Source organism: Paenibacillus sp. LX16 (assembly GCF_036252815.1).
Classification (GTDB): domain Bacteria; phylum Bacillota; class Bacilli; order Paenibacillales; family Paenibacillaceae; genus Paenibacillus; species Paenibacillus polymyxa_B.
Genome location: NZ_CP141152.1, coordinates 2,962,848 through 2,982,827, shown reverse-complemented (window position 1 = coordinate 2,982,827; position 19,980 = coordinate 2,962,848). Strand labels below are relative to the sequence as shown.

The 19,980-nt window shown below is 47.7% G+C and carries 13 protein-coding genes and 1 pseudogene; 1 reads left to right on the top strand and 13 read right to left on the bottom strand.

Going from position 1 to position 19,980, the window contains the following annotated elements; all coding sequences use genetic code 11:
* Nucleotides 1-368: 368 nt before the first annotated feature.
* The 8 genes from T3H97_RS12980 to T3H97_RS12945 form a co-directional block, all read right to left on the bottom strand.
* Nucleotides 369-2,474: a beta-galactosidase gene (locus T3H97_RS12980; RefSeq protein ID WP_328799904.1), complete on the bottom strand. Its 2,106-nt coding sequence runs from the start codon at nucleotides 2,472-2,474 to the stop codon at nucleotides 369-371.
* Nucleotides 2,475-2,606: 132 nt separating this feature from the next.
* Nucleotides 2,607-5,627, bottom strand: a complete 3,021-nt coding sequence (locus T3H97_RS12975; protein ID WP_328799902.1) for a glycoside hydrolase family 2 TIM barrel-domain containing protein — start codon at nucleotides 5,625-5,627, stop codon at nucleotides 2,607-2,609.
* A 669-nt stretch (nucleotides 5,628-6,296) separates the two neighbouring features.
* A complete protein-coding gene (locus T3H97_RS12970) occupies nucleotides 6,297-8,027 on the bottom strand; it encodes a glycosyl hydrolase 53 family protein (protein WP_328799901.1) in 1,731 nt (576 codons plus the stop codon).
* Between the two features lie 336 nt (nucleotides 8,028-8,363).
* Nucleotides 8,364-9,893 carry an ABC transporter substrate-binding protein gene (locus tag T3H97_RS12965; protein ID WP_328799900.1) on the bottom strand — a complete coding sequence of 510 codons (1,530 nt, stop codon included), beginning with the start codon at nucleotides 9,891-9,893 and terminating at the stop codon, nucleotides 8,364-8,366.
* A gap of 76 nt (nucleotides 9,894-9,969) precedes the next feature.
* Nucleotides 9,970-10,899: a carbohydrate ABC transporter permease gene (locus T3H97_RS12960; RefSeq protein ID WP_025684891.1), complete on the bottom strand. Its 930-nt coding sequence runs from the start codon at nucleotides 10,897-10,899 to the stop codon at nucleotides 9,970-9,972.
* 18 nt (nucleotides 10,900-10,917) lie between these two features.
* Complete coding sequence (locus tag T3H97_RS12955; protein WP_023988741.1) at nucleotides 10,918-11,838, bottom strand: ABC transporter permease; 921 nt, start codon at nucleotides 11,836-11,838, stop codon at nucleotides 10,918-10,920.
* A 307-nt stretch (nucleotides 11,839-12,145) separates the two neighbouring features.
* On the bottom strand, nucleotides 12,146-13,717 hold the full coding sequence (locus T3H97_RS12950) for a response regulator (protein WP_328799899.1): 1,572 nt from the start codon (nucleotides 13,715-13,717) through the stop codon (nucleotides 12,146-12,148).
* 113 nt (nucleotides 13,718-13,830) lie between these two features.
* Complete coding sequence (locus tag T3H97_RS12945; protein WP_328799898.1) at nucleotides 13,831-15,552, bottom strand: sensor histidine kinase; 1,722 nt, start codon at nucleotides 15,550-15,552, stop codon at nucleotides 13,831-13,833.
* A gap of 250 nt (nucleotides 15,553-15,802) precedes the next feature.
* Here T3H97_RS12945 and T3H97_RS12940 point away from each other — a divergent pair.
* A pseudogene (locus T3H97_RS12940) lies at nucleotides 15,803-16,248 on the top strand (GerAB/ArcD/ProY family transporter); the annotation flags it as partial.
* A gap of 294 nt (nucleotides 16,249-16,542) precedes the next feature.
* Here T3H97_RS12940 and T3H97_RS12935 read toward each other — a convergent pair.
* The 5 genes from T3H97_RS12935 to T3H97_RS12915 all read right to left on the bottom strand — a co-directional run bounded on the left by T3H97_RS12935 (nucleotide 16,543) and on the right by T3H97_RS12915 (nucleotide 19,960).
* The gene (locus T3H97_RS12935) at nucleotides 16,543-17,058 is read right to left on the bottom strand and encodes an OsmC family protein (protein ID WP_328799897.1); all 516 of its coding nucleotides are present in this window, start codon (nucleotides 17,056-17,058) and stop codon (nucleotides 16,543-16,545) included.
* 388 nt (nucleotides 17,059-17,446) lie between these two features.
* Nucleotides 17,447-17,704 (bottom strand): YciI family protein, encoded by a 258-nt coding sequence (locus T3H97_RS12930; RefSeq protein WP_103048575.1) that lies wholly within the window; start codon nucleotides 17,702-17,704, stop codon nucleotides 17,447-17,449.
* 268 nt (nucleotides 17,705-17,972) lie between these two features.
* Complete coding sequence (locus tag T3H97_RS12925) at nucleotides 17,973-18,488, bottom strand: OsmC family protein (protein ID WP_103048574.1); 516 nt, start codon at nucleotides 18,486-18,488, stop codon at nucleotides 17,973-17,975.
* Between the two features lie 62 nt (nucleotides 18,489-18,550).
* Nucleotides 18,551-19,279, bottom strand: a complete 729-nt coding sequence (locus tag T3H97_RS12920) for a DsbA family oxidoreductase (protein ID WP_328799896.1) — start codon at nucleotides 19,277-19,279, stop codon at nucleotides 18,551-18,553.
* A gap of 24 nt (nucleotides 19,280-19,303) precedes the next feature.
* Nucleotides 19,304-19,960 (bottom strand): carboxymuconolactone decarboxylase family protein, encoded by a 657-nt coding sequence (locus T3H97_RS12915; RefSeq protein ID WP_023988731.1) that lies wholly within the window; start codon nucleotides 19,958-19,960, stop codon nucleotides 19,304-19,306.
* Nucleotides 19,961-19,980: the final 20 nt, after the last annotated feature.

Here is a 19,980-nt window from a genome sequence, read left to right as displayed (position 1 = left end):
GTTCCGTCGCTGCTTCTTTTAATGGATTAGTCTAAAACTTATTTTTCAAAAGCTGACGATTCTTCAATTCAAAAACCGCGTTAAATCAACGACACCAGTCTAAGACTTTATTTTCTCAGTCTACAACTCTATTTACCTAGTCTAACACTTTATTTTTCAGTCTAAAAGACAACAGCAGCCGCCCAGAACATGAAAGAGATGGTGATCTACCTGGATCTCATTTGAAAAACGGGGGGATTATGGCACGTTTATTCTCAGTAATTGACTATTTGAAATGCAAGAAGCCCTGTACCTTAATAGAGTACAGGGCTTCTTACTGTATTCTTTTACCCTATGCAGGCATCATCTTTACTGACAAGGCACATTTGTCATCCATTTTGTTTATTTGCTCCATACTTGTTGTACCAGGATTTCGCTTGTCGTTTCAACAAGCGAATGCCGTTTACACCGAGCTCGACGGCATCGCCCGCGGCATCGCCTGTTTCCATATCCGTGTAGGACTGGCCGTCCAATTTGACTTGCTGCGGCGTACCTCCGAAATTCTGGATAAACACGAAGTCGGCCGTTCCGTTCGTCCGCGCCTGCGCCGTAACGCCATGAGGAAGCTTTGTATCGATTACCCGCTCCAGGCCGGCCTCTTCAGCCAATCGGCCATAGAATGCGTCCAGGAAATCGTCCTTGAAGCGGGTCGCCATGTAATAGGCGCGGCCTTTGCCCAGTCGGTTCACCGTCAGCGCGGGACGGCCTGCATAGAAACTGTCCGTGTAGACGCCAAGCACTTCCGCACCCTCCGTATGGATCAGCTCGCAAAGTTCATGCGATTCAAATGTTCCTGCCAGCCCGAGCGGATTGTCCGCCGCCAATACGACGCCGTTGCGATCATTGTCGTACAAGCCATCGATCTCCTCCGCCCAAATGCCAAGCGTGTTGCGTAGCGGTCCCGGGAAACCCCCGAGGTGGCAAAGATCATGCTCGTCGACGATGCCGGACCAGTACGTCGCGACCAGCGTCCCCCCGTTCTCGACGAAAAGTTCTAGCTTCTTCCCGGTCTCCTCCCGGCACAAATATAGCATGGGCGCGACGATCAGCTTGTACGGCGCGAAGTCGTCCTCGGAGCCGATGACGTCAGTTGGCACGCCGTGCGACCACAGCGCGCGGTGCTGAGCATACGCAGTCTCTTCGTAATGGAGACCCATGTTGCGAGGCCCTTGTGCATCCTTGATTGCCCAACGGTTATCCCAATCGAACAGGATTGCCGCTTGCGCGGGCGTCGAAGTCCCAACGACCTCGATCAATCCCGCCAGCGTCTGGCTAAGCTCCGTGACATCGCGGAAGACGCGCGTATGCTCGTGACCGACATGGTCCACAACCGCGCCGTGGAATTTCTCGCTGGAGCCGCGGCTTTTGCGCCATTGGAAGTATTGGACGGAATCCGAGCCGTGCGCCACGGCTTGCAACGAGGACAGTTTGTGCATGCCCGGCTGCTTTAGCTTGCTGACCGGCTGCCAGTTGGTCAGGCTCGGCGTGCTTTCCATCAGCAGAAACGGCCGCCCCTTGATAGAACGAAACAGGTCGTGATAGAACGCGACGAATGCTCCCAATTTGGCGTCGTCTTGATGCTCATGCCACGTTGGATAAGCGTCCCAGGAAATGATGTCGAGCAAATCTCCGAATTTACGGTAGTCCAAACCCTCGAACATATGCATGTTGGTCGTGACCGGCAACGCTGATCCTGCTTTCCGTATTGCTTCGATCTCGTACCGACAGAAATCAATTGTTTGGTCCGTCACGAAGCGTCGCCAGTCAAGATTCTGGCCGTGTACCGCGGATTCGCCATGCGGAGCAGGGGATTCGATCTGCCCCCAATCGAGGTACGTATGCGCCCAGAACGTCGACCACCACGCATGGTTTAACGCCTCAAGCGTGCCGTATTTACTTTTCAACCACTCCCGGAAGGCGTCTTGGCAATAGTCGCAATGACAATCGCCGCCGAATTCGTTGGAAATATGCCAGCCTACGACCGCCGGATGGTCACCGTAACGCTCCGCCAGCTTCTGGTTGATGATGGAAGTCTTCTCGCGGTAAACCGGTGATGTATAGCAGTGATTGTGACGCATGCCGTGCAGGTTGCGGATGCGATTCGCTTCGACCCGCCGAACCTCAGGATACTTCTCCGACATCCAAGCCGGGCGTGCGCCGCTCGGCGTCGCCAGCCAAGCATAAATACCGTTCGCTTCGAAGCACTCGAGCATCTGATCCAGCCAATCGAAGGTAAACGTGCCTTCCGTCGGTTCGAGCGCGGCCCATGCGAATATGCCGATCGACATGACGTTGCAGCCGGAAAGCTTCATCAGACGGATATCTTCTTCGAGCACCTCCGGATAACGAAGCCATTGATCTGGATTGTAATCGGCGCCGTGCATCATGACGGGAAGCTTGTCGCTGACGGGTGGGAATACTTGCGTGTTCTTCATAGCGTCTATCTCTCCTCGTGTAATGGTGAATTATGGACAAAATCGGTCATCTACCTGCAAAAATGCAGCTAGATCTTGGAATCAAACGAATCTGTTTGAACTTATCGTATTTGTGCTGCTGGGCAGGCATAGCTACTCATCTGCTTTAAACACCGGAATGATGCGAAAACCAAATTCAATTTCCTTTTCATCCAGACGATATGGCTGGAGCAGCTCCGGACCGCAAGAGTTCGATCCAATTCCACTCATCTTGTAATCAAGATGGATAAACGTTTCTTTACGCTTAGTAAGCTCATGGAGGTGCCCCGCAGCCGCAAGATCGTCCATGCCGTAATGCCCCGCATTGAACGAGAAGGCCTCATCCCCTTTGAAACGAAGGCCCATGCCTAGTGCATTGGATACAGTGACCCATTCTGTTCCGAATCGTGAGCCGTTTTCTTGCGGTTTAATGTAAGGAACGAACATCTCATCGACTGTCGTCAGGTAACGCCCTTTCTTTACGCTTCGACGTTTGTCCATATAGCTCTCGTGCGGGCCGAGTCCGAAGTATTCTACTTCCTCCATGCCGGCAGGCATCGTGAGCTGAAGCCCGAAGCGAGGCAAATACAACAGGTCCTCCTTCACGTTCGCTTTTACGCATAGCGCGATTTCCCCCGTCGCCAACACTGTCCATTCGGCGTTTCCTGAGAGAATGGTCGGTACGCTATGGCCGCCCAATGAGAAGGAGACTTGAATGGTGACCGAACCGACTTCCTCCTGCTTCCAATCCACGCGATACACCTTCGTGACCGCCCGATCAAATCCGGCCTCAAGCCACTTTTCTTTCACAAAGCGGTCGTTATCGGTCGGCGCGCGCCATACGGAGAAGGCAACCGGTTCTTGAATAAGCGGCACGCCGTGCCGGGAAATCGCCGTGAATGCTCCCTTGCATAAATCGAAGTGATGGACGAAATCGAAGCCTTTGATCGTCAGCATCCCATCCTCTTCCCGCGCCAAGATGCCGGGCCGGTCAACGGCAACGACGTCTACTTTCTTTCGGATGACGGGTAGCTCGAATTGCTCAAACGCAATTTCGTGCCCCAAGTCGCCCCATGACGTCTCGCGGTTCAATCGGTATGAGATCGTCAGGAAATAACGGCTCTCCGACTCCTTAGGCCAGCAAACCGGGATCGTAATCGTTTCCGTTGCGTGCGGCGGCGTCGACAGTCCTTCGAGCAGGCCTTGTCCCGCGACTTGTCCGTCCTTCTCGACCTTCCAATGGAAAATGACGTGGGACAAGTCGATGAAATCGTATAGATTCGTGACATCGAGCTTTCCTTCCTCAAGCGCCTTTGCTTCCACGCGAATTGGAGCGATGACTTGCTTTAGCTCGAGCAGACCGGTATGCGGAACGCGGTCCGGCGACACGAGTCCGTCAATGCAGAAATTTCCGTCATTTGGCCGATCCCCGAAGTCGCCTCCGTAGCCGAAGAAAGGTGTGCCGTCCTCCGTCCGCGTCAAAATCCCGTGATCGCACCATTCCCAGACGCAGCCGCCCATCAGCTTCGGGTATTTATATATGACGTCCCAGTAATCCTTCAAATCCCCGGGGCCATTGCCCATCGCATGGCTGTACTCGCATAAGAAGAGCGGCATCGTAGCCGTTTCGTCCTTCGCATAATTCTCAATATACTCGATCGATTCGTACATATGGCTATCCATGTCCAAACACCTCGTTTCGGTGCTGCCTTGATGGCGTGGTGCGGCGCCTTCGTAGTGAATCGGACGGGATGGATCGCGCACTTTCGCCCACTCCGCCATCGCGATATGATTTGCGTCGAAACCAGATTCATTCCCCATCGACCAAATGATGACGGACGGGTGGTTTTTATCCCGTTCGATCATCCGTTCCGCGCGTTCGACAAAGCTTTCCCGCCAGGCTGGATTCTTCGTCAAGGCATGGTAGGTTCCCGTCGCGGGCAGCACCCCATGGCATTCCAAGTCCGCCTCGTCGATGACGTAAAATCCGTATTCGTCGCAAAGCTCCAAAAATTTCGAGTCGTTGGGATAATGTGAAGACCGAATCGTGTTGATGTTATACCGCTTCATTAAGACAAGGTCTTGAACCATGTGGGGAACGGGAATGGTCTGTCCCAGCTCGGGATGAGAGTCATGCCGATTGACCCCTTTTAGCTTAACGGCCTGTCCATTAATCCGAAAGACACCGTCCTTGATTTCGATTTTGCGGAAGCCTACCTGGAATAGGAGGACTTCTTGTCCGGAGTATACGAGTAACTGGTACAAATAAGGACACTCCGCGTTCCACAGCACCGGGGCTTCGACATGGAACGCTAGCATACCCTTCCCGTCGATTGCCGCCGATTGGAAGCCGACCTGCTTACCGGCCGTGTCAAGTAGTTCCGCTTTTACGCCTACAGGGCCAATCGCCTCGATTTCGCAGCGCAGCACGGCCCAGCTGAAATCACTCGCCAACTCTTGCTTGTTGTAGACATCCCGAATGTAATGTGAATCGCGTGCGAGCAAATAGACGTCCCGGAAAATACCCGAAAATCGCCAAACGTCCTGATCCTCTATATACGAACCATCACACCATTTTAAGACCATGACAGTAACCCGGTTCGATCCCGTTCGCAAGACGCCCGTCAGATCGAACTCCGCCGGCATCCGGCTTCCTTGACTGTAGCCGACAAACCGGCCGTTGACCCATAGGTAAAAACATGAGTTCACGCCCTCGAACACGATGAACGGCTTCTTCTTCTCCCAGCTAACCGGCACATTGAAGTCCCTGACATAGACCCCCGCCGGATTGTCGTCCGGCACATACGGCGGATTATACGGAAAAGGATAGTGGATGTTCGTATAATGCAGCTGGTCGTATCCGTTCACTTGCCAGCAGGAAGGTACAAGAAGATCGTCCCATCCACCGACATCCGCCCTTTCCTCATAAAACCCGTTTTCAACCCCCTGTACACTGGCATGATAGCGGAATTTCCAGCTGCCATTCAACGTTTGGTAAAAGGGAGATCGCCCTCGCTTCCCCTCCATCGCCCGCCGCGTATCCCCATATGGAATAAAATACGCCCTGGATTCCTCGCGATTGATTTGCCTTATACCCAAGTCCTCCCAATACGTCTCGATCTTAACCATAATCATCCACGCCCTTTCGTCCTTTACGCTCACCACTCGTCCACGCTTCGTCCTTGTAATCGATACTTGCTTTGTTATAATGAATGCCTATTGATCTACTTGCAGGCAAGCAGTCAAAGCGATCGGTATGGAGTGACTGCGGTGAGCTAGCGCCATGTCGTAAGCCTCTGCCGTCGATACGATTTTATTGTATTCGGTAACTCATCCAGCATGATTGAAATGCGGCAGGATGATATCGACGGAAAACCCAGCAGAAACATCTGATACCCGATCACGATAGGCTCAGCGTGAGCATTAGAAGCAGGGTTTCATTCTTCCTCACTCCAAATCTGTGTAGGTTCATGCTCTCCCTCTCCTCTCTCCGCTATGTATCCATTATAGGATAGCGTAATGGGTCTCGAGAATTTAGCCTAGCAACAATAACCCATACTTTTTCACCGATCTGTCGAACCATGTATTTTCCCTCAGAGCAAAAAACAGAGAACCCCGTTCATGATTCAACCAGGGTCTCGCTCACACATGCAGCTATTCAAATCTTGTGCCTCTTGCTCGTAAAAAGTCCCTTTCGAATAGTATGAGTCAAAACGAAAGAAACGGGTCCCCATTCCAAGGAATGGGGACCCGCTTTTCCAATAACTTAATTTCGATGTCTTTAGCTTAGATCCAAAGATCTTGTTACTTTACAGCATCGGCTTTCTTAATAAGTTTGAAGTCATCAATGTTTCCCCACTGCCCGCCGGGAAATTTTAGATGGGCGCCAATAGTCAGAGTTCCATCTGTAACTACAACGTTATCTATTGTTGGATTAGACCATTGTCCGGTATTTGTAAAACTCTTCCTTTTACCTCCAGCAAAAATCTCAGATATCTCTTCTTCTCCTCCGCCGTAGACCCAAGCAGATAATTGATAGGTGCCATTTTTAATCCCTGTGATAGTTTGGGAAACTTTGAATTCTGTGGATGTTGGTCTCCAATAGTGTAATGCTAATGTGCCGGAGTGTACGTCACTATCTGTACTAACCGCGTCTGTATCCCCAGTAACCTTCCACGGTTTTAATCCCATCTCAAAGCCAGGATTTTGAATCAAACTTGTGCTTGGCACCACAGTAACTTCGGAAGAGTCAGTAAAACCCCCATCATATGAAACCACCGATATGGTTGCTGTCCCAACAGAAAGTCCGGAAATAGTCCCATTATAAGGATGTACCTTTACGATATCAGGATTTGAGCTCGTAAAAGTAATTCCTTTATAGGTTGCATTAGCAGGATTGATGATAGCATTTAGCTTACTAGTAGCACCTACTTCAATCGTTTCGGTGTGCTTATCCAGAGCTAAAGATTGCACAGGATACCGATTATTTTCAACAGCACCGTCAATAAATGCATCTAATGCCAATGAGGGCGTACCGTCCGGGTCCCATGCAGATTTAGGATACCCAAAATAATTCCCCTCAGGTGCCCAATAAAATACACCCGTTCCCAAATCGTTCGGAGCTGCATGTAATTTATTTTGAACATTTACAAGCATGTTATAAACACTATCAGCATCCTTGGCAACTTCCCCCCCGACTTCAACAATCATGACTTCCTTCCTATATTTTTCTGCGAGTTTATTCATGTTTTCAGTTAATTCATTAATTGAGGAAGTAAAAACCGAATCCGGATAATAAGATAAGCCAATGATATCATAATCGCTATCTTTAAGACCGGCTGCAACCAGACCGGCATAAAACGGTTCAACGCCATTTTCTGCTCCGCTTGCTCTATGGATGATAACCTTAATCCCAGGAAAAACCGCTTTGGCTGCGCTCGATCCGGCTTGGATCAGTTGAACGAGGTTGGACGTATTGCTATACTCCCCCAAGGGATGCATCATTCCATTATTAATTTCATTCCCGATTTGTACCCACTCTGGTGTTACGCCTGCTACTTTTAGAGCATTCATCACCTCAGAAGTGTATTCCGATACATGTACTTTTAATTGATCTAAATTATCGTTGGCCCATGCTTTAGGTGTTATCTGTTTTCCCGGGTCAGCCCAAGTATCACTGTAGTGTAAATCAATCATAACCCTAAATCCGAAGGCGCTTACACGAGATGCTAATGCAACTACTTCTTCTGTACTGCAATGACCATTGGAAGGATCATCAGACGGATCAACAAAAGCCCGTATTCTTATGGAATCAATTCCGTGATCCTTTAAAATCTGAAGAAGATCTTGCTCTTCCCCATTATCATTATAGAATTTATAACCCAGGGCCTCTAATTGTGGCAGCCAGCTGATATCTGCGCCTTTGGCGAACGAGTCAGGGATAGATGAAGCGCTTACCTTAATAGGTAAGATAAAGGCTGTCATGGATATAATCATTGCAAATGTAAGAATCATAGCAATTATTCTATTTATCATTGTACTACCTCCTTGTTTTATTTGCATCAACACATCTGGATTGAAGCGCTTTCACAAACCTCTATGGATCACATCCCGTTCCACGCCAACTGGATCGTCCACTTGGATTTCAGAATCCGCCGATTCGGGTAGTTCCAAATTCGCAACCTGATCAACTCACACGCTCCGCTTTAATCGCAGCATGTCGTCCTGCACCTAGTCTTCGTAAAACGTACCTCCTGCCGCTTCGATTTCGTCCACAAACGAGATATCTATCCCTTTTAAAAATTCGAAGTTTGCCAATGCTGTACCCGCCTTTCGTTGAAAAAAGAAAGAGGGAATGACTCCCTCTTTACATTATTTCCCTGCTAAGAAGGCGTTGATCTGGCTTTGCAGTTCCGCCTGCACTTTGTCGATGCCTGCAACTTTAAGTTGTTTGATCAACTCGGCTTGACCCTTCTCCAAATCCGGAACCAGGCCGTACTCTAACGGAACGCCGTATCGTAACATCACGTTGCCGATGCTAGCCATTTCATTCTTTACCTTCTGGTCGTCGAACACGAACGTCTCAAGCGGATAGTGATAAACTTTCTTCTTCCAGTCAGCTTCCATATTCGTCGCTTCCTGAGGGTAGGAAGCATCCGTCCGATTGAGTGCCGAATTCCACCCCCAGTAGGAGAAACCGGTGAAATTCGCTTGGCTCGCGCCTGGTTTAAACTTGTCGTCGCCGACCGGCTCGTAGTGCTTGCCTGCGATGCCGTACATCGTTAAATCATGAATTTGCTTGTCGTTCTGCAATAGGTCGATCACCATTAGGGAACGCTCTACATGCTTGGTCGTCGCATGAACCGCCATGCCATTCTGCGTCGAGATGGAAGCCGTCTTCTTCTGATTCGGGGTGAGATCGGCGATAGCCATGTCGGCATCAGGAAGCGCACGACGAGCCTCGGCCAAATCGAAGCCCACAGATCCGAGATTGCGTTTGTACGATGCGGCCTTGCCAGCCTTCATTTCCTGCCAAACGTCGTTCTTGCTGTTGACAACGTTCTTGGACCAACCACCGTTATCGGCCAAGTCTTTATAATAAATGAGCAACTTTTTGAATTCCGGCGTATCATAAACGTTAAAAACTTTGCCTGTTGCATCGTCGAGCTTATAAGCGAACGGGATGTTCGGATCTACGAGTTTCCATTCGTTATACTGCTCGAGCAGCACATTATCCAGCTCGTTCCATTTATACCCGCCGCCCGCCGCTGCGGCGAAGCCGCTCATCCCTTTTTCGTTCTTCGAAATCGTCTTCGCGTAGGCGGCAAACGTCTCGGGACTGGTGACTGGCTCAAGATTGTACTTCTTTCGTAAGTCCTCACGAATTAGCAGAACTTTGTCCATAATTTCTTGGTTGTTGTTCGGCACCATGTACAGCTTACCCTTAATCTTCGCCTGGTCCCAAGAGAGCTTCGGCATCGCTTTCCATGTCATAGGTGCATTGGATTTCAGCAGTTCGTCGGTCAGTTCGTAGAAGCCACCATTCAGCGCCTGATTGGAATAAAATGCCCAGTTCGCCGTGAACACCAAGTCGAAATCATCTTTCGCTGCGAACCTGAGTGGATATTTCTGCGACCAATCGGACCAGTCGAGGAATTCGACATCGACTGTCGTGTTGATCTTCTTCTTCAGCAGTTTGTTCACCTCACCGAACACTTCGTCGTAATCCGCCGGCTTGGCGCCCAGCAGCAGCATTTTCAGTTTAACCGTGCCGTCGTTCGCGCCGTCTGTACCGTTCCCGTCCCCCGAATTTCCGTTGTTACTACCGCATGCGCTAAGTAGCGTACTAAGCAACAGCACGATGACAAGAAGCAACATGGCATTCCTCTTCTTATGTTTCATGATCCATACTCCCCCTAATTCAGATAATGGCATTGATGTGAACGGACATGCTATTGATAACCAAGTTGCCCTGAGATCATCCTTTCACTGAACCAACAGTCAAGCCTTTGACGAAAAAACGCTGAATGAACGGGTACGCGATTAGGATGGGTCCTGTCGCTACAATGGTCATCGCCATCTTCAAGCTTTCGGTCGGGATACTTAAATTGACGACTGCCCCCGATTCCATCATCGCCTTGCGCATGCCGTCCATATTCCCAAGCATGCGATAAAGATAGTACTGCAGCGGCATCAAATTCTCTTGTGAGATAAAGAGCAGCGGGTTATACCAATCGTTCCAGTAACCAAGCGCGATGAACAATCCTATGGTCGCCAGTGCCGGCTTCGACAAGGGGATGATCAGCTCGATAAAGATCCTAAAATCGCCCGCTCCGTCTATTTTAGCGGATTCTGTAATCGCTTCCGGTATATTACTCATGAACGTCTTCATGACAATGATGTAAAACACATTCATCAATAAGGGAAGAATCAATACCAGAAAAGTATCCTTCAGGTGCAAGTATTCAACGACGAGCAAGTACCAGGGGACAAGCCCACCGTTGAACAGTGTCGTAAAGAAGAAGTAGAACGAGAAGGTTCCTCGCCATTTGAAATCCTTCCTAGCCAGAACATAGGCCGTCATTGCGGTCAAAAACAGCCCGACTACCGTCCCGATGGCGGTCACCCCGATCGTGACGGCGTAAGCCTGGATCATCTGTGAGGGATATTTGAACAGAATACTATACGCTTCGATCGAGAAGACCGTCGGAAACAACTGAAAGCCATTCTCAATAATGCTCTTCTCCTCTGTCAACGAGGAGGACACGATCAAAATAAAAGGCAAGATACAGAACAAAGCCAGAATAGTAAGCGAGACGTAACCGATAATATTGAGCAATACACGATCGGCAGACACGCGTCTTCTGCCTACCGCTTGGGCGACTGGGCTCGTATTTATCGTAGACATGGGCATTTCCTCCTTCTCTTAGAATAATGCACGGTCTTTATCGTATTTGCGAACCGCGTAGTTGGCAATCATGATGGTCACGAAGCCAAGCAACGATTGGTAGAAGCCCGCTGCGGCCGACATGCCGATCTCATTTGAGCTCATCAGCAGGCGGAAGACAAACGTATCGATGACATCTGTATTTGAGAATAAGAGACCGTTGTTGCCGATCATGTTGTAGAACATCCCGAAATCCCCACGAAAAATATTGCCGATCGCCAGCAACACCAGGATAATCATTGTTGGATACAGGTTTGGCACAGTAATTTTCAAGATTCGCTGGAAGACGTTGGCCCCATCGATTTCCGCCGCCTCGTACATCTCGGTATCGATGCTCGTGATGGTAGCCAGATACATGATCGTCCCGTAACCAAACGCCTTCCATGTGGATACGATGACCAGAATGAACGGCCAATACGCGGGGGTATTGTAAATGTCGATCGGCTCCATGCCCAGCTTCGTCAACATCGCGTTAATAAACCCGAAGTCGTAGCTAAATAAGTTGAATGCAATGGCGCCGACGACAACCCACGAGATGAAGTAAGGCAGGAAAAACACCGTTTGAGTCAACTTTCGAAACCACTTCCCCCCCACCTCGAACAGCAGGATCGCGGCAAAGATTTGCACTACGTTGTTCACGACGATGAACGCGATATTGTAAAGCGCGGTGTTGCGTGTTACGCGCCAGGCGTCACCTGACTCGAAAAGGAACCGGAAATTATCGAGACCATTCCAGGGGCTCCCGAATACACCGCCATCGAAGTTGAATTGCTTGAACGCCAATACGATTCCCGCCATAGGCACGTAGGCGAACAGAAAAATAAAAAGTACGCCTGGCGTGAGCATCAGTAGCAGGGTTTTATACTTCCTGACATCGCTCCAAAATCCATGCAGGTTCATATGCTCCCTCTCCTCTCTCCTCTTTGTCCCCATTATAGGCGAGCGTTATAGGCCTTGAAAATTTAGCCAAGCAACAAAAAACTATACTTTTTCACCGATCTGTCGAACCGTGCCGTTTACCTCCATAAAAAAACTACACTGCCCCATTGATTAACAAGGCCGGCTGGAACCAAGCAACAGAGATTTCAAAAGAAGCATAATTATCTAATAAACATTTAAAATAAGGTCAGTGAGTTCATTGATTACGCGTAGAAAAAAAAGACCCTCGGTCATGATTCGACCGGGACCTCAATCACACATATAGCTATCAAATTTTGTGCTTCTTGCGGTATTCGCCCGGCGTCATGCCCATTGCTTGCTTGAAATTCCGGTTGAAATAAATTATATTCTTATAGCCCATCTGATCAGCGATTTCATAAATTTTCTTCGTCGGGTCTTTAAGCAGCTCGCACACACGATCCGTCTTTAGGCCGATCAAGTAATCGCTGAAATGTGTGCCCGTCTCCTCTTTGAATAACTGGCCCAAATAGTTCGCAGTAAAATCTAAATGCGCCGCGACTTCCTTAAGCGTAATTTTCTTCTCCAGGTTATTCTCCACGTATCGCATGATTTCTTCAATTAGTTTGCGCATCTGCCTTTGTCCCTTGATGTACAGCATCTCAGACAGCTCGAAGAATCCCCTGCGAAGCCAAGACAGAATGTCATGCACCGTCTCGAATTGAAATAGTACGTCTGGTTGGCGCGATTCCCATTCCAGCAGCTCGTATAAATTTTCTTTTCGCTGCTGAAGATCGGCATGCAGCTTGGACGTCATGCGTATGATAAGCGCGTACACGCCTTCCTTGCCAGTCAGTGTTACATCCTGTTGAAGCAACTCCATCAAACAGTCGTCAATTGTGACCAGGTCGTAGTCCAAGATCGCTTCGAGCATTCGATTGACCTTCTCTTCCATGCACTTGCCCGGCGTATTTTGAGGATGTGCCTCGATCACTCCTTGAATGATTCGATTTTTGCCGAGCAGCCATTTGGCGCCAAGCGCCGCCAGCGCCTGTCGAAAAGACTCGTGGAGTTCCGTCTCGTTGGATGCGTAACGACCGACGCCGATCGTGACCGTGCGAGAAGTGCTTCGATTCACATGTTCGACAAGCTCCTTAAGCAAGCTATTGAACCTAGACTCCGGCACGGCTGCAAGAATCACGAATCGGTTTCCCTGCCCCTCGATGACGGTACCGAGCCTGATGTCTGCTGCAAATGTCTTGATCGTCCGGCTGATCTTTCGAATCTCTGCGCGTTGCTCTTCCGGCGGAAGGTTGCGCATCTTCCATTCTAAGTCGTCAATTTCCACGAGCGCCACGGACGTCTCCTTCTCCAAATAATGCGCAAGCACGCCACTAACGTGCGATGTGGCCGACGCGGGCGTTCGTTCCTCAAACCACCGTAGGAGTAGCTCTTCGTTCACGAGCGACAGGGTTTCCGTAAAGGAACGATCCTGCTCCAGTTCTTGCTCAATTTTCGCGACCTGCTCCGTCAGTATACGAAATAATTCTTGGTCTTCGACCGGCTTCAGCAAATACCCTGAAGCATTGATCTCGATCGCTTCCTTGGCGTAGCCGAAATCCTCGTGGCCGCTAATAAATACGATCTTAACCTTCGGATGGATCGTCTTGACCTTCCGGGCGAATTCGGTTCCCGTCATGATCGGCATTCGAATGTCCGATAAGATCAAGTCTATCGGTTCGGATTCCATGAGCTTCAATGCCTGAAAACCGCTATGGGCCGTGCCCGCCACGCGGACATTCAGCCCACTCTCGAGGACGCGTCGGCGTAGCCATTCGAGGTCGACCACTTCATCATCAACTAGCAACAGATTAACACTCATGTACATGCCTCCGATCGTTTCACTCATTTACGCACTATGCCTGAATGTATCATACCTTTTCCCCCCGAAGGACAACATGGCGGTCTTCAATGAAAACGGATACAAATTCACGGTTACTGCCGTGGTTCGCCGCCCTGCCCATCCTGATGCCCAGCCGGGAGCAGAATCCGAACCGTCGTTCCTCCTCCATAAATACTTGCGATCTGGACGCCGTAAGGATCTCCATATAACAGTTTGATGCGCTCGTCGACGTTTTTGACACCGTAACCGCCCTCTTGCCTCGAGTTGTTTAACAATCGCTCCACTGTATGGGGTTTCATGCCAATGCCGTTGTCGATGACCTTCAGCTCGATAAGATCGCCAATACGACACGCCTTAATCAGGATCGCGATAGAATCTCCGAACCAAGCGTGCTTAAAGACGTTCTCCACGAAGGGTTGCAGGATCAGCTTGATGACCGGCACCTGCAGAATATCGGGCTCGACATCGACATGCACCGTAAACGTGTCCGCATATTTTACCCTTTGGATCGCAAGATAGGTCGTCACTTGTTCCAGCTCTTTCTCCAGCTCAATGCAGACACGGCCTTGGTTGAGGGTGAGACGGTAAAAACGGGAGAGCCCTTGCACCATCTCCGTCACCTTGTCCGTCTCTCCGAGATTCGCCAAGCTTCCGATCGTCGACAGCGTGTTATAGAGGAAATGAGGATTGATCTGTGCTTGCAATGCCTCCAGCTCAGCTTGTTTCTTTTGGATGCCTTCGATATAGACGCTATCGATCAATTTTTGGATACTACTGGCCATCACGTTGAACGCATCGGCGATTTGTACAAACTCGTCATTGCCGGAGAATTGTATCCGCTTTAGAAAATTCCCTTTCTGGAACGAACGAACAAGGTTGACGATCCTCGACATCCTACGCCCGGAAAGGCGGGCGACGATATAGCCAATGAAGGCCATGACAGCAAAGCTAATGGCACATACGGTGATGATGATTCGCTGTAACCTACCCGCATCCTTTGACAAGTAGGAATTGGGCACCAGCGTCTCGATTACGAAATCAGTACCCGGGATCTCTTCCAGGAGGCTTAGATACGCTTCGCGCGAGGCGTTCTGTTCGGCCATTCCTCGATGGTAAAGCGATATGCCAGTGGAACGGTCGACCAGACGTAGCGTAATCCCTTCTTCGAGCGGAAAGGCCACGAAATCGCCCAACAGGTCTTCGAGTGACACGGTGATACGCACATAGCCGATTTCGGTCTTATAGTCGGCATACGATACCAAACGGCGAAAATGTGATATATTACCAAGTTTACTGTCGGTATCGATTTGCAGCCAGATGTTGTCCCGTTCCGTGGCTTGAAGCGAACGAAACCACTCGGAATGGGAAATCTCACCGAACGGCAGGATATAATAATCGTTTTGCGCGATCGGCTCCGAAAGGTTATCGCCACTCACAATGCTCAAATCGCTGTTCAGTGTGTAAAGCATAAGGCGAATATCGTTCCCAGATAGCTGCAGCGGCGCTGTCATCTGCGGGATGATCTCATCCATCATCGTCCAGTAAATGTCCAGCGGATCTCCCTTCTTCTGAATGGCTTGCTGGAACGCCAGGCTACCAAATAGCGTATCGGATATGCGCTGAATTTCGTCCATCTGGTAAAGAATATTGTTCCTTGTCTGCTCCATGCCGGTCCGAATATTCGTCTCAGCCATCTCGGTCCGCGATTGAACAAGCATCGAATACGAAATATAGCCGATCAACACGTCCGTAAGCAACACTAGCAGCAAGTAGGGTACCATCATTTTATAGGTAAAAGGCACATATGATTTCACCGGTAAGTTCCTTTCCCATTCCTCATTCTAATAAAAAATACCACCATGTTCTAACCACAAGCATTTCGATTCCGTGATCGCTGGTTTCGCCAGATAATCCAGACCTCTCCTCTTAAATGAAGAACGGTCTTTAGAACTATAGAGATATTCTTGTAAATATCTTTAGGGCTTGCTGAACGGATCGCATATTACAACGTTACTGGCAAGCGGTTTGTGAAGGTCAACCAAAGCCATTATATAAAGCGGCACCATGGTAGTGGGGATCAGTATCCCTTGGGTTTTGTACTTTCTGACCGTAGTTATGGTGATCGGTGGGTTATCGATGGACTCCACTGTGACAAGTACTTGGCCCACCATTAATTTAATACGCACTTTTGAAATCCCCGATTTCTTTTTGAACGTCTGGAGTTTCCGCTGCTGGTGATCTGGATGCTGCAAATGTTTTGTAATTTCTGTAGTTTTTTCTTCAATGCATCCTTAGGGGTCTCACAGGTATTCGGTCTTGAATATCGTTATGCAATTTTTGGCTTAATTCCGATTATCTTTATCTCCACAATGACTCCTGTTCGTATGATGGACGTGTTTAGCCTGAGCGGTGCGGTCGAATACATGGGAATCATTTTGTTTTTTCTGGTTCCGGTACTTCTTTCCATCGTGTTCGTGATCAGAAAGAAGGGAATGAAGCAAAATGTGTAGACGACCTATCCCATCTTTACTGTTCTACTTATAACTCAAGTCGGCTGCTGGAGCAGCAAATCTGTTTTCTCCACTCCCACTGTAGAATAGTTCGTACATCGGCCTGTCGGCTGTTTTAAAAATACTAACTACTGACGTATGTAGGACGTTTGGCAAAAGGGAGCACATATGTCCTTAGCCACAAGGTAAAGCGAAAGCACCCTGATCCTAATATTATAAAAAAAGTAGACATTATGCTATGTGTTCCTCGCATAATGTCTACGCTTCTAGTAAAACAATCAAGTATTCATGGTTTTAATTGTTAAGTGTATACGTCGAATTCACTTTAACGTTTCTTTCAATGGTGTTTCTCACAGGTGATATTTCTATGGCTTGTGCAACCAATTCTTCAACCTGCGTTTCATCTGCGTCACTGTCCACATTGAAACGAACGTTTATTTCATCAAAGCCAGAATTCCCCTCTTTTAAGCCAAAGAAAACGTTCAGATCTATTTCGCCAGTAACATCAACGTCCAACGAATTTACTTTAATCCCCATACCACTAGCTGTTGCAATGAATCCAACACCTACACAAGCGCCAAGTGCACTTAACAAAAGCTCAACGGGATTAGGCCCTTTTCCAGTTCCAGATAGCCACTCTGGTTCATCAATGGGTACCGGCTTATAGTCCCCAACCTCGGCCTCCAAGTAAAACCCATCTTTCCATTTTACTGTAGAAGCAAAACTTGTAATCGCATCCTCAGGATTTTCCTTATATTTTTCTGCCAAGCTTCCGAGCATATTCACATCTACACCGTTCATTTTACTCATATTTAGGACTCCTCTATTTTATATTTTTCATAAACTAATCTTAATTGAATCCTCGCTTGTCCTTTATGACTTTTTAGACGGGATCGCACACCCTTCATCAGTACATAGTCCTTCACTAGATGTTTCATCAGAAAGAATTTCAAACTTAGGTGCCGGATGCTCTTCTTCCCAAACTTTCTCCACCCTGCCCATCCGAAACCTTGGATTGCCGGATGTCTGCTTCGGCTACGGCACTTTAAAGGGTAAAGCTACCCGGTGGATTTGAACCACCTAATGATGCGACTGTGAGGTGCACCAAAAAAAGAGGCTCCCTATACTGGGGGCCTCTTGATATTGTAGTAGCGTTGATGGCTTTTTAACGAAACCTAAAAGAGAAATGTATGTTCATTTATACCATTTTCCACTCATGAAGTTCCAAGCGAAGCGCTTTTTCCGACACATACGGGTCTTTTTCAACCATCGCCTGTGCCTCTTCCAATGAATCTGCAACGTAAATGACTAGACCGCCGGCCCCATCAACAAAAGGTCCCATGGCATAAATTTTCCCCTGTTCCTTCATTTTGTTCAAAAATTCCAGGTGCTTAGGATGTAACTCTTGTCTTTTTACCGGGTCAACTATGTGCAAGATTGCTGCGTAATGTGCCATTGTATCACTCCTTAAGTGAATGAAAAATAGATTACCAAGTCTATGAAGCCTTTATATTCTTAATAGCACGAATCTTTTGAATTAGTACACAATTTCGTGATCTTCACGTTTTTCATACAGTGAGGCCACTGGCTCATAGTCCGTGATGCGCTCCGTCCATTGCTGCTGGTGTCGTTCTGCTCTGGTCATCTGGCAAATCGTTAAGATATGCCTATGATCTCATGACTGGTGTTGGGTTTACAGGTGTACTAGGTTTGACGCTTACGTTTTAATTGTTAAGTGTATACGTCGAATTCACTTTAACGTTTCTTTCAATGGTGTTTCTCACAGGTGATAGTTTTATGGCTTGTGCAACCAATTCTTCAACCTGCGTTTCATCTGCGTCACTGTCCACATTGAAACGAACGTTTATTTCATCAAAGCCAGAATTCCCCTCTTTTAAGCCAAAGAAAACGTTCAGATCTATTTCGCCAGTAACATCAACGTCCAACGAATTTACTTTAATCCCCATACCACTAGCTGTTGCAATGAATCCAACACCTACACAAGCGCCAAGTGCACTTAACAAAAGCTCAACGGGATTAGGCCCTTTTCCAGTTCCAGATAGCCACTCTGGTTCATCAATGGGTACCGGCTTATAGTCCCCAACCTCGGCCTCCGAGTAAAACCCATCTTTCCATTTTACTGTAGAAGCAAAACTTGTAATCGCATCCTCAGGATTTTCCTTATATTTTTCTGCCAAGCTTCCGAGCATATTCACATCTACACCGTTCATTTTACTCATATTTAGGACTCCTCTATTTTATATTTTTCATAGACCAATTTAATTGAATCCTCGCTTGTCCTTTATGACTTTTTAGGCGGGATCGCACACCCTTCATCAGTACATAGTCCTTCACTAGATGTTTCATCAGAAAGAATTTCAAACTTAGGTGCCGGATGCTCTTCTTCCCAAACTTTCTCTAACACTTGAGAAAAAGATTCTGTCGGCTGTGCCCCTGAAACTGCATATTTTTGGTTGAATATAAAGAACGGTACCCCGCTAATCCCAACTCTACGAGCTTCATCTTGATCTTTTCGTACTTGATCTTTATAAAGATCCTTATTTTTTAATACTCCGAGGGCTTCTTTTCTATTTAATCCAACCGCTTCTGCAATATCGGCCAGTGTATCATAATCTCCTACATCCTTTGATTCAGTGAAATGTGCAATAAGTAATTTTTCATTCAACGTTGTTTCTTTGCCATTCGTTTTTGCCCATTTTAATAAACGATGAGCATCCAGTGTATTGGTGGGTTTAAGACTATCTAATTGAAAGGATAATCCCACGTTCTTGGCTTGTTGAGTTAAGTGGCTAAGAAATTCTTTTGCTTGTTCTCTTCCGCCAAATTTAGGGGTTAATTTTTCTACAAAACTTGTTCCATCATACGAAGAAGCTCCCGGATCAAGCTCAAAGCTTTTGTATTCAATACTTATTTCATCTTTATACGGTAATCCATCTAAGGCTCGCTCCAGATTTTGTTTACCAATATAGCAGAATGGACATGCAATGTCAGACCAGATTTCAATTTTCATGTTTCTACCCCTTCTCAGTTTTAGTTATTCGTCAAATGCAACCAGTGCATTTACTCCATGAGCAAGAGCGGAACCAGCTTTTAAAGCAGTAGCTACCATAATCGATTCAGCCAGTTCTTCTTTGTTTGCTCCGGCTTTTTTAGCTGCTTTCGTATGAATATCAATGCAATATGGACACCCAGTGGTATGGGCAACCGCAACCGCAATCAATTCTTTTTCCTTGGTACTGAGTATGCTGGCTTTCAACGCTTGCTGATCAAAAGAAGCAAAGGATTTAAACGAATCACTTAATTGGGTAAACTCCCGCAGTCTATTAATATAAGATGCACGGTATAACTCGTCGTCATCGGTACCATCATACGCATTTAAAGCATTAACGCCATGAGCCATCGCCGAACCTGCCTTGAGCGCGGTGGCAACCATTATAGCTTCTGCCATTTCCTCTTTTGAAACACCATGTTTCTTAGCTTGTTTTACATGAACCTCAATGCAATAAGGGCATCCCGTGGTGTGGGCTATAGCAATTGCAATTAGTTCCTTGTATTTTGCTGTAAGTTTACCTTCAGCCAATGCTAACTTTTCAAAGGCTACAAACGCCTTGAATATCTCTGGAGAAACCGAGTTAAATTCTCCAATACGTTTAAAATTCGATTTTTTAAATAAACTGTCTTGATGACTCATAGAAAACCCCTCTATTCATT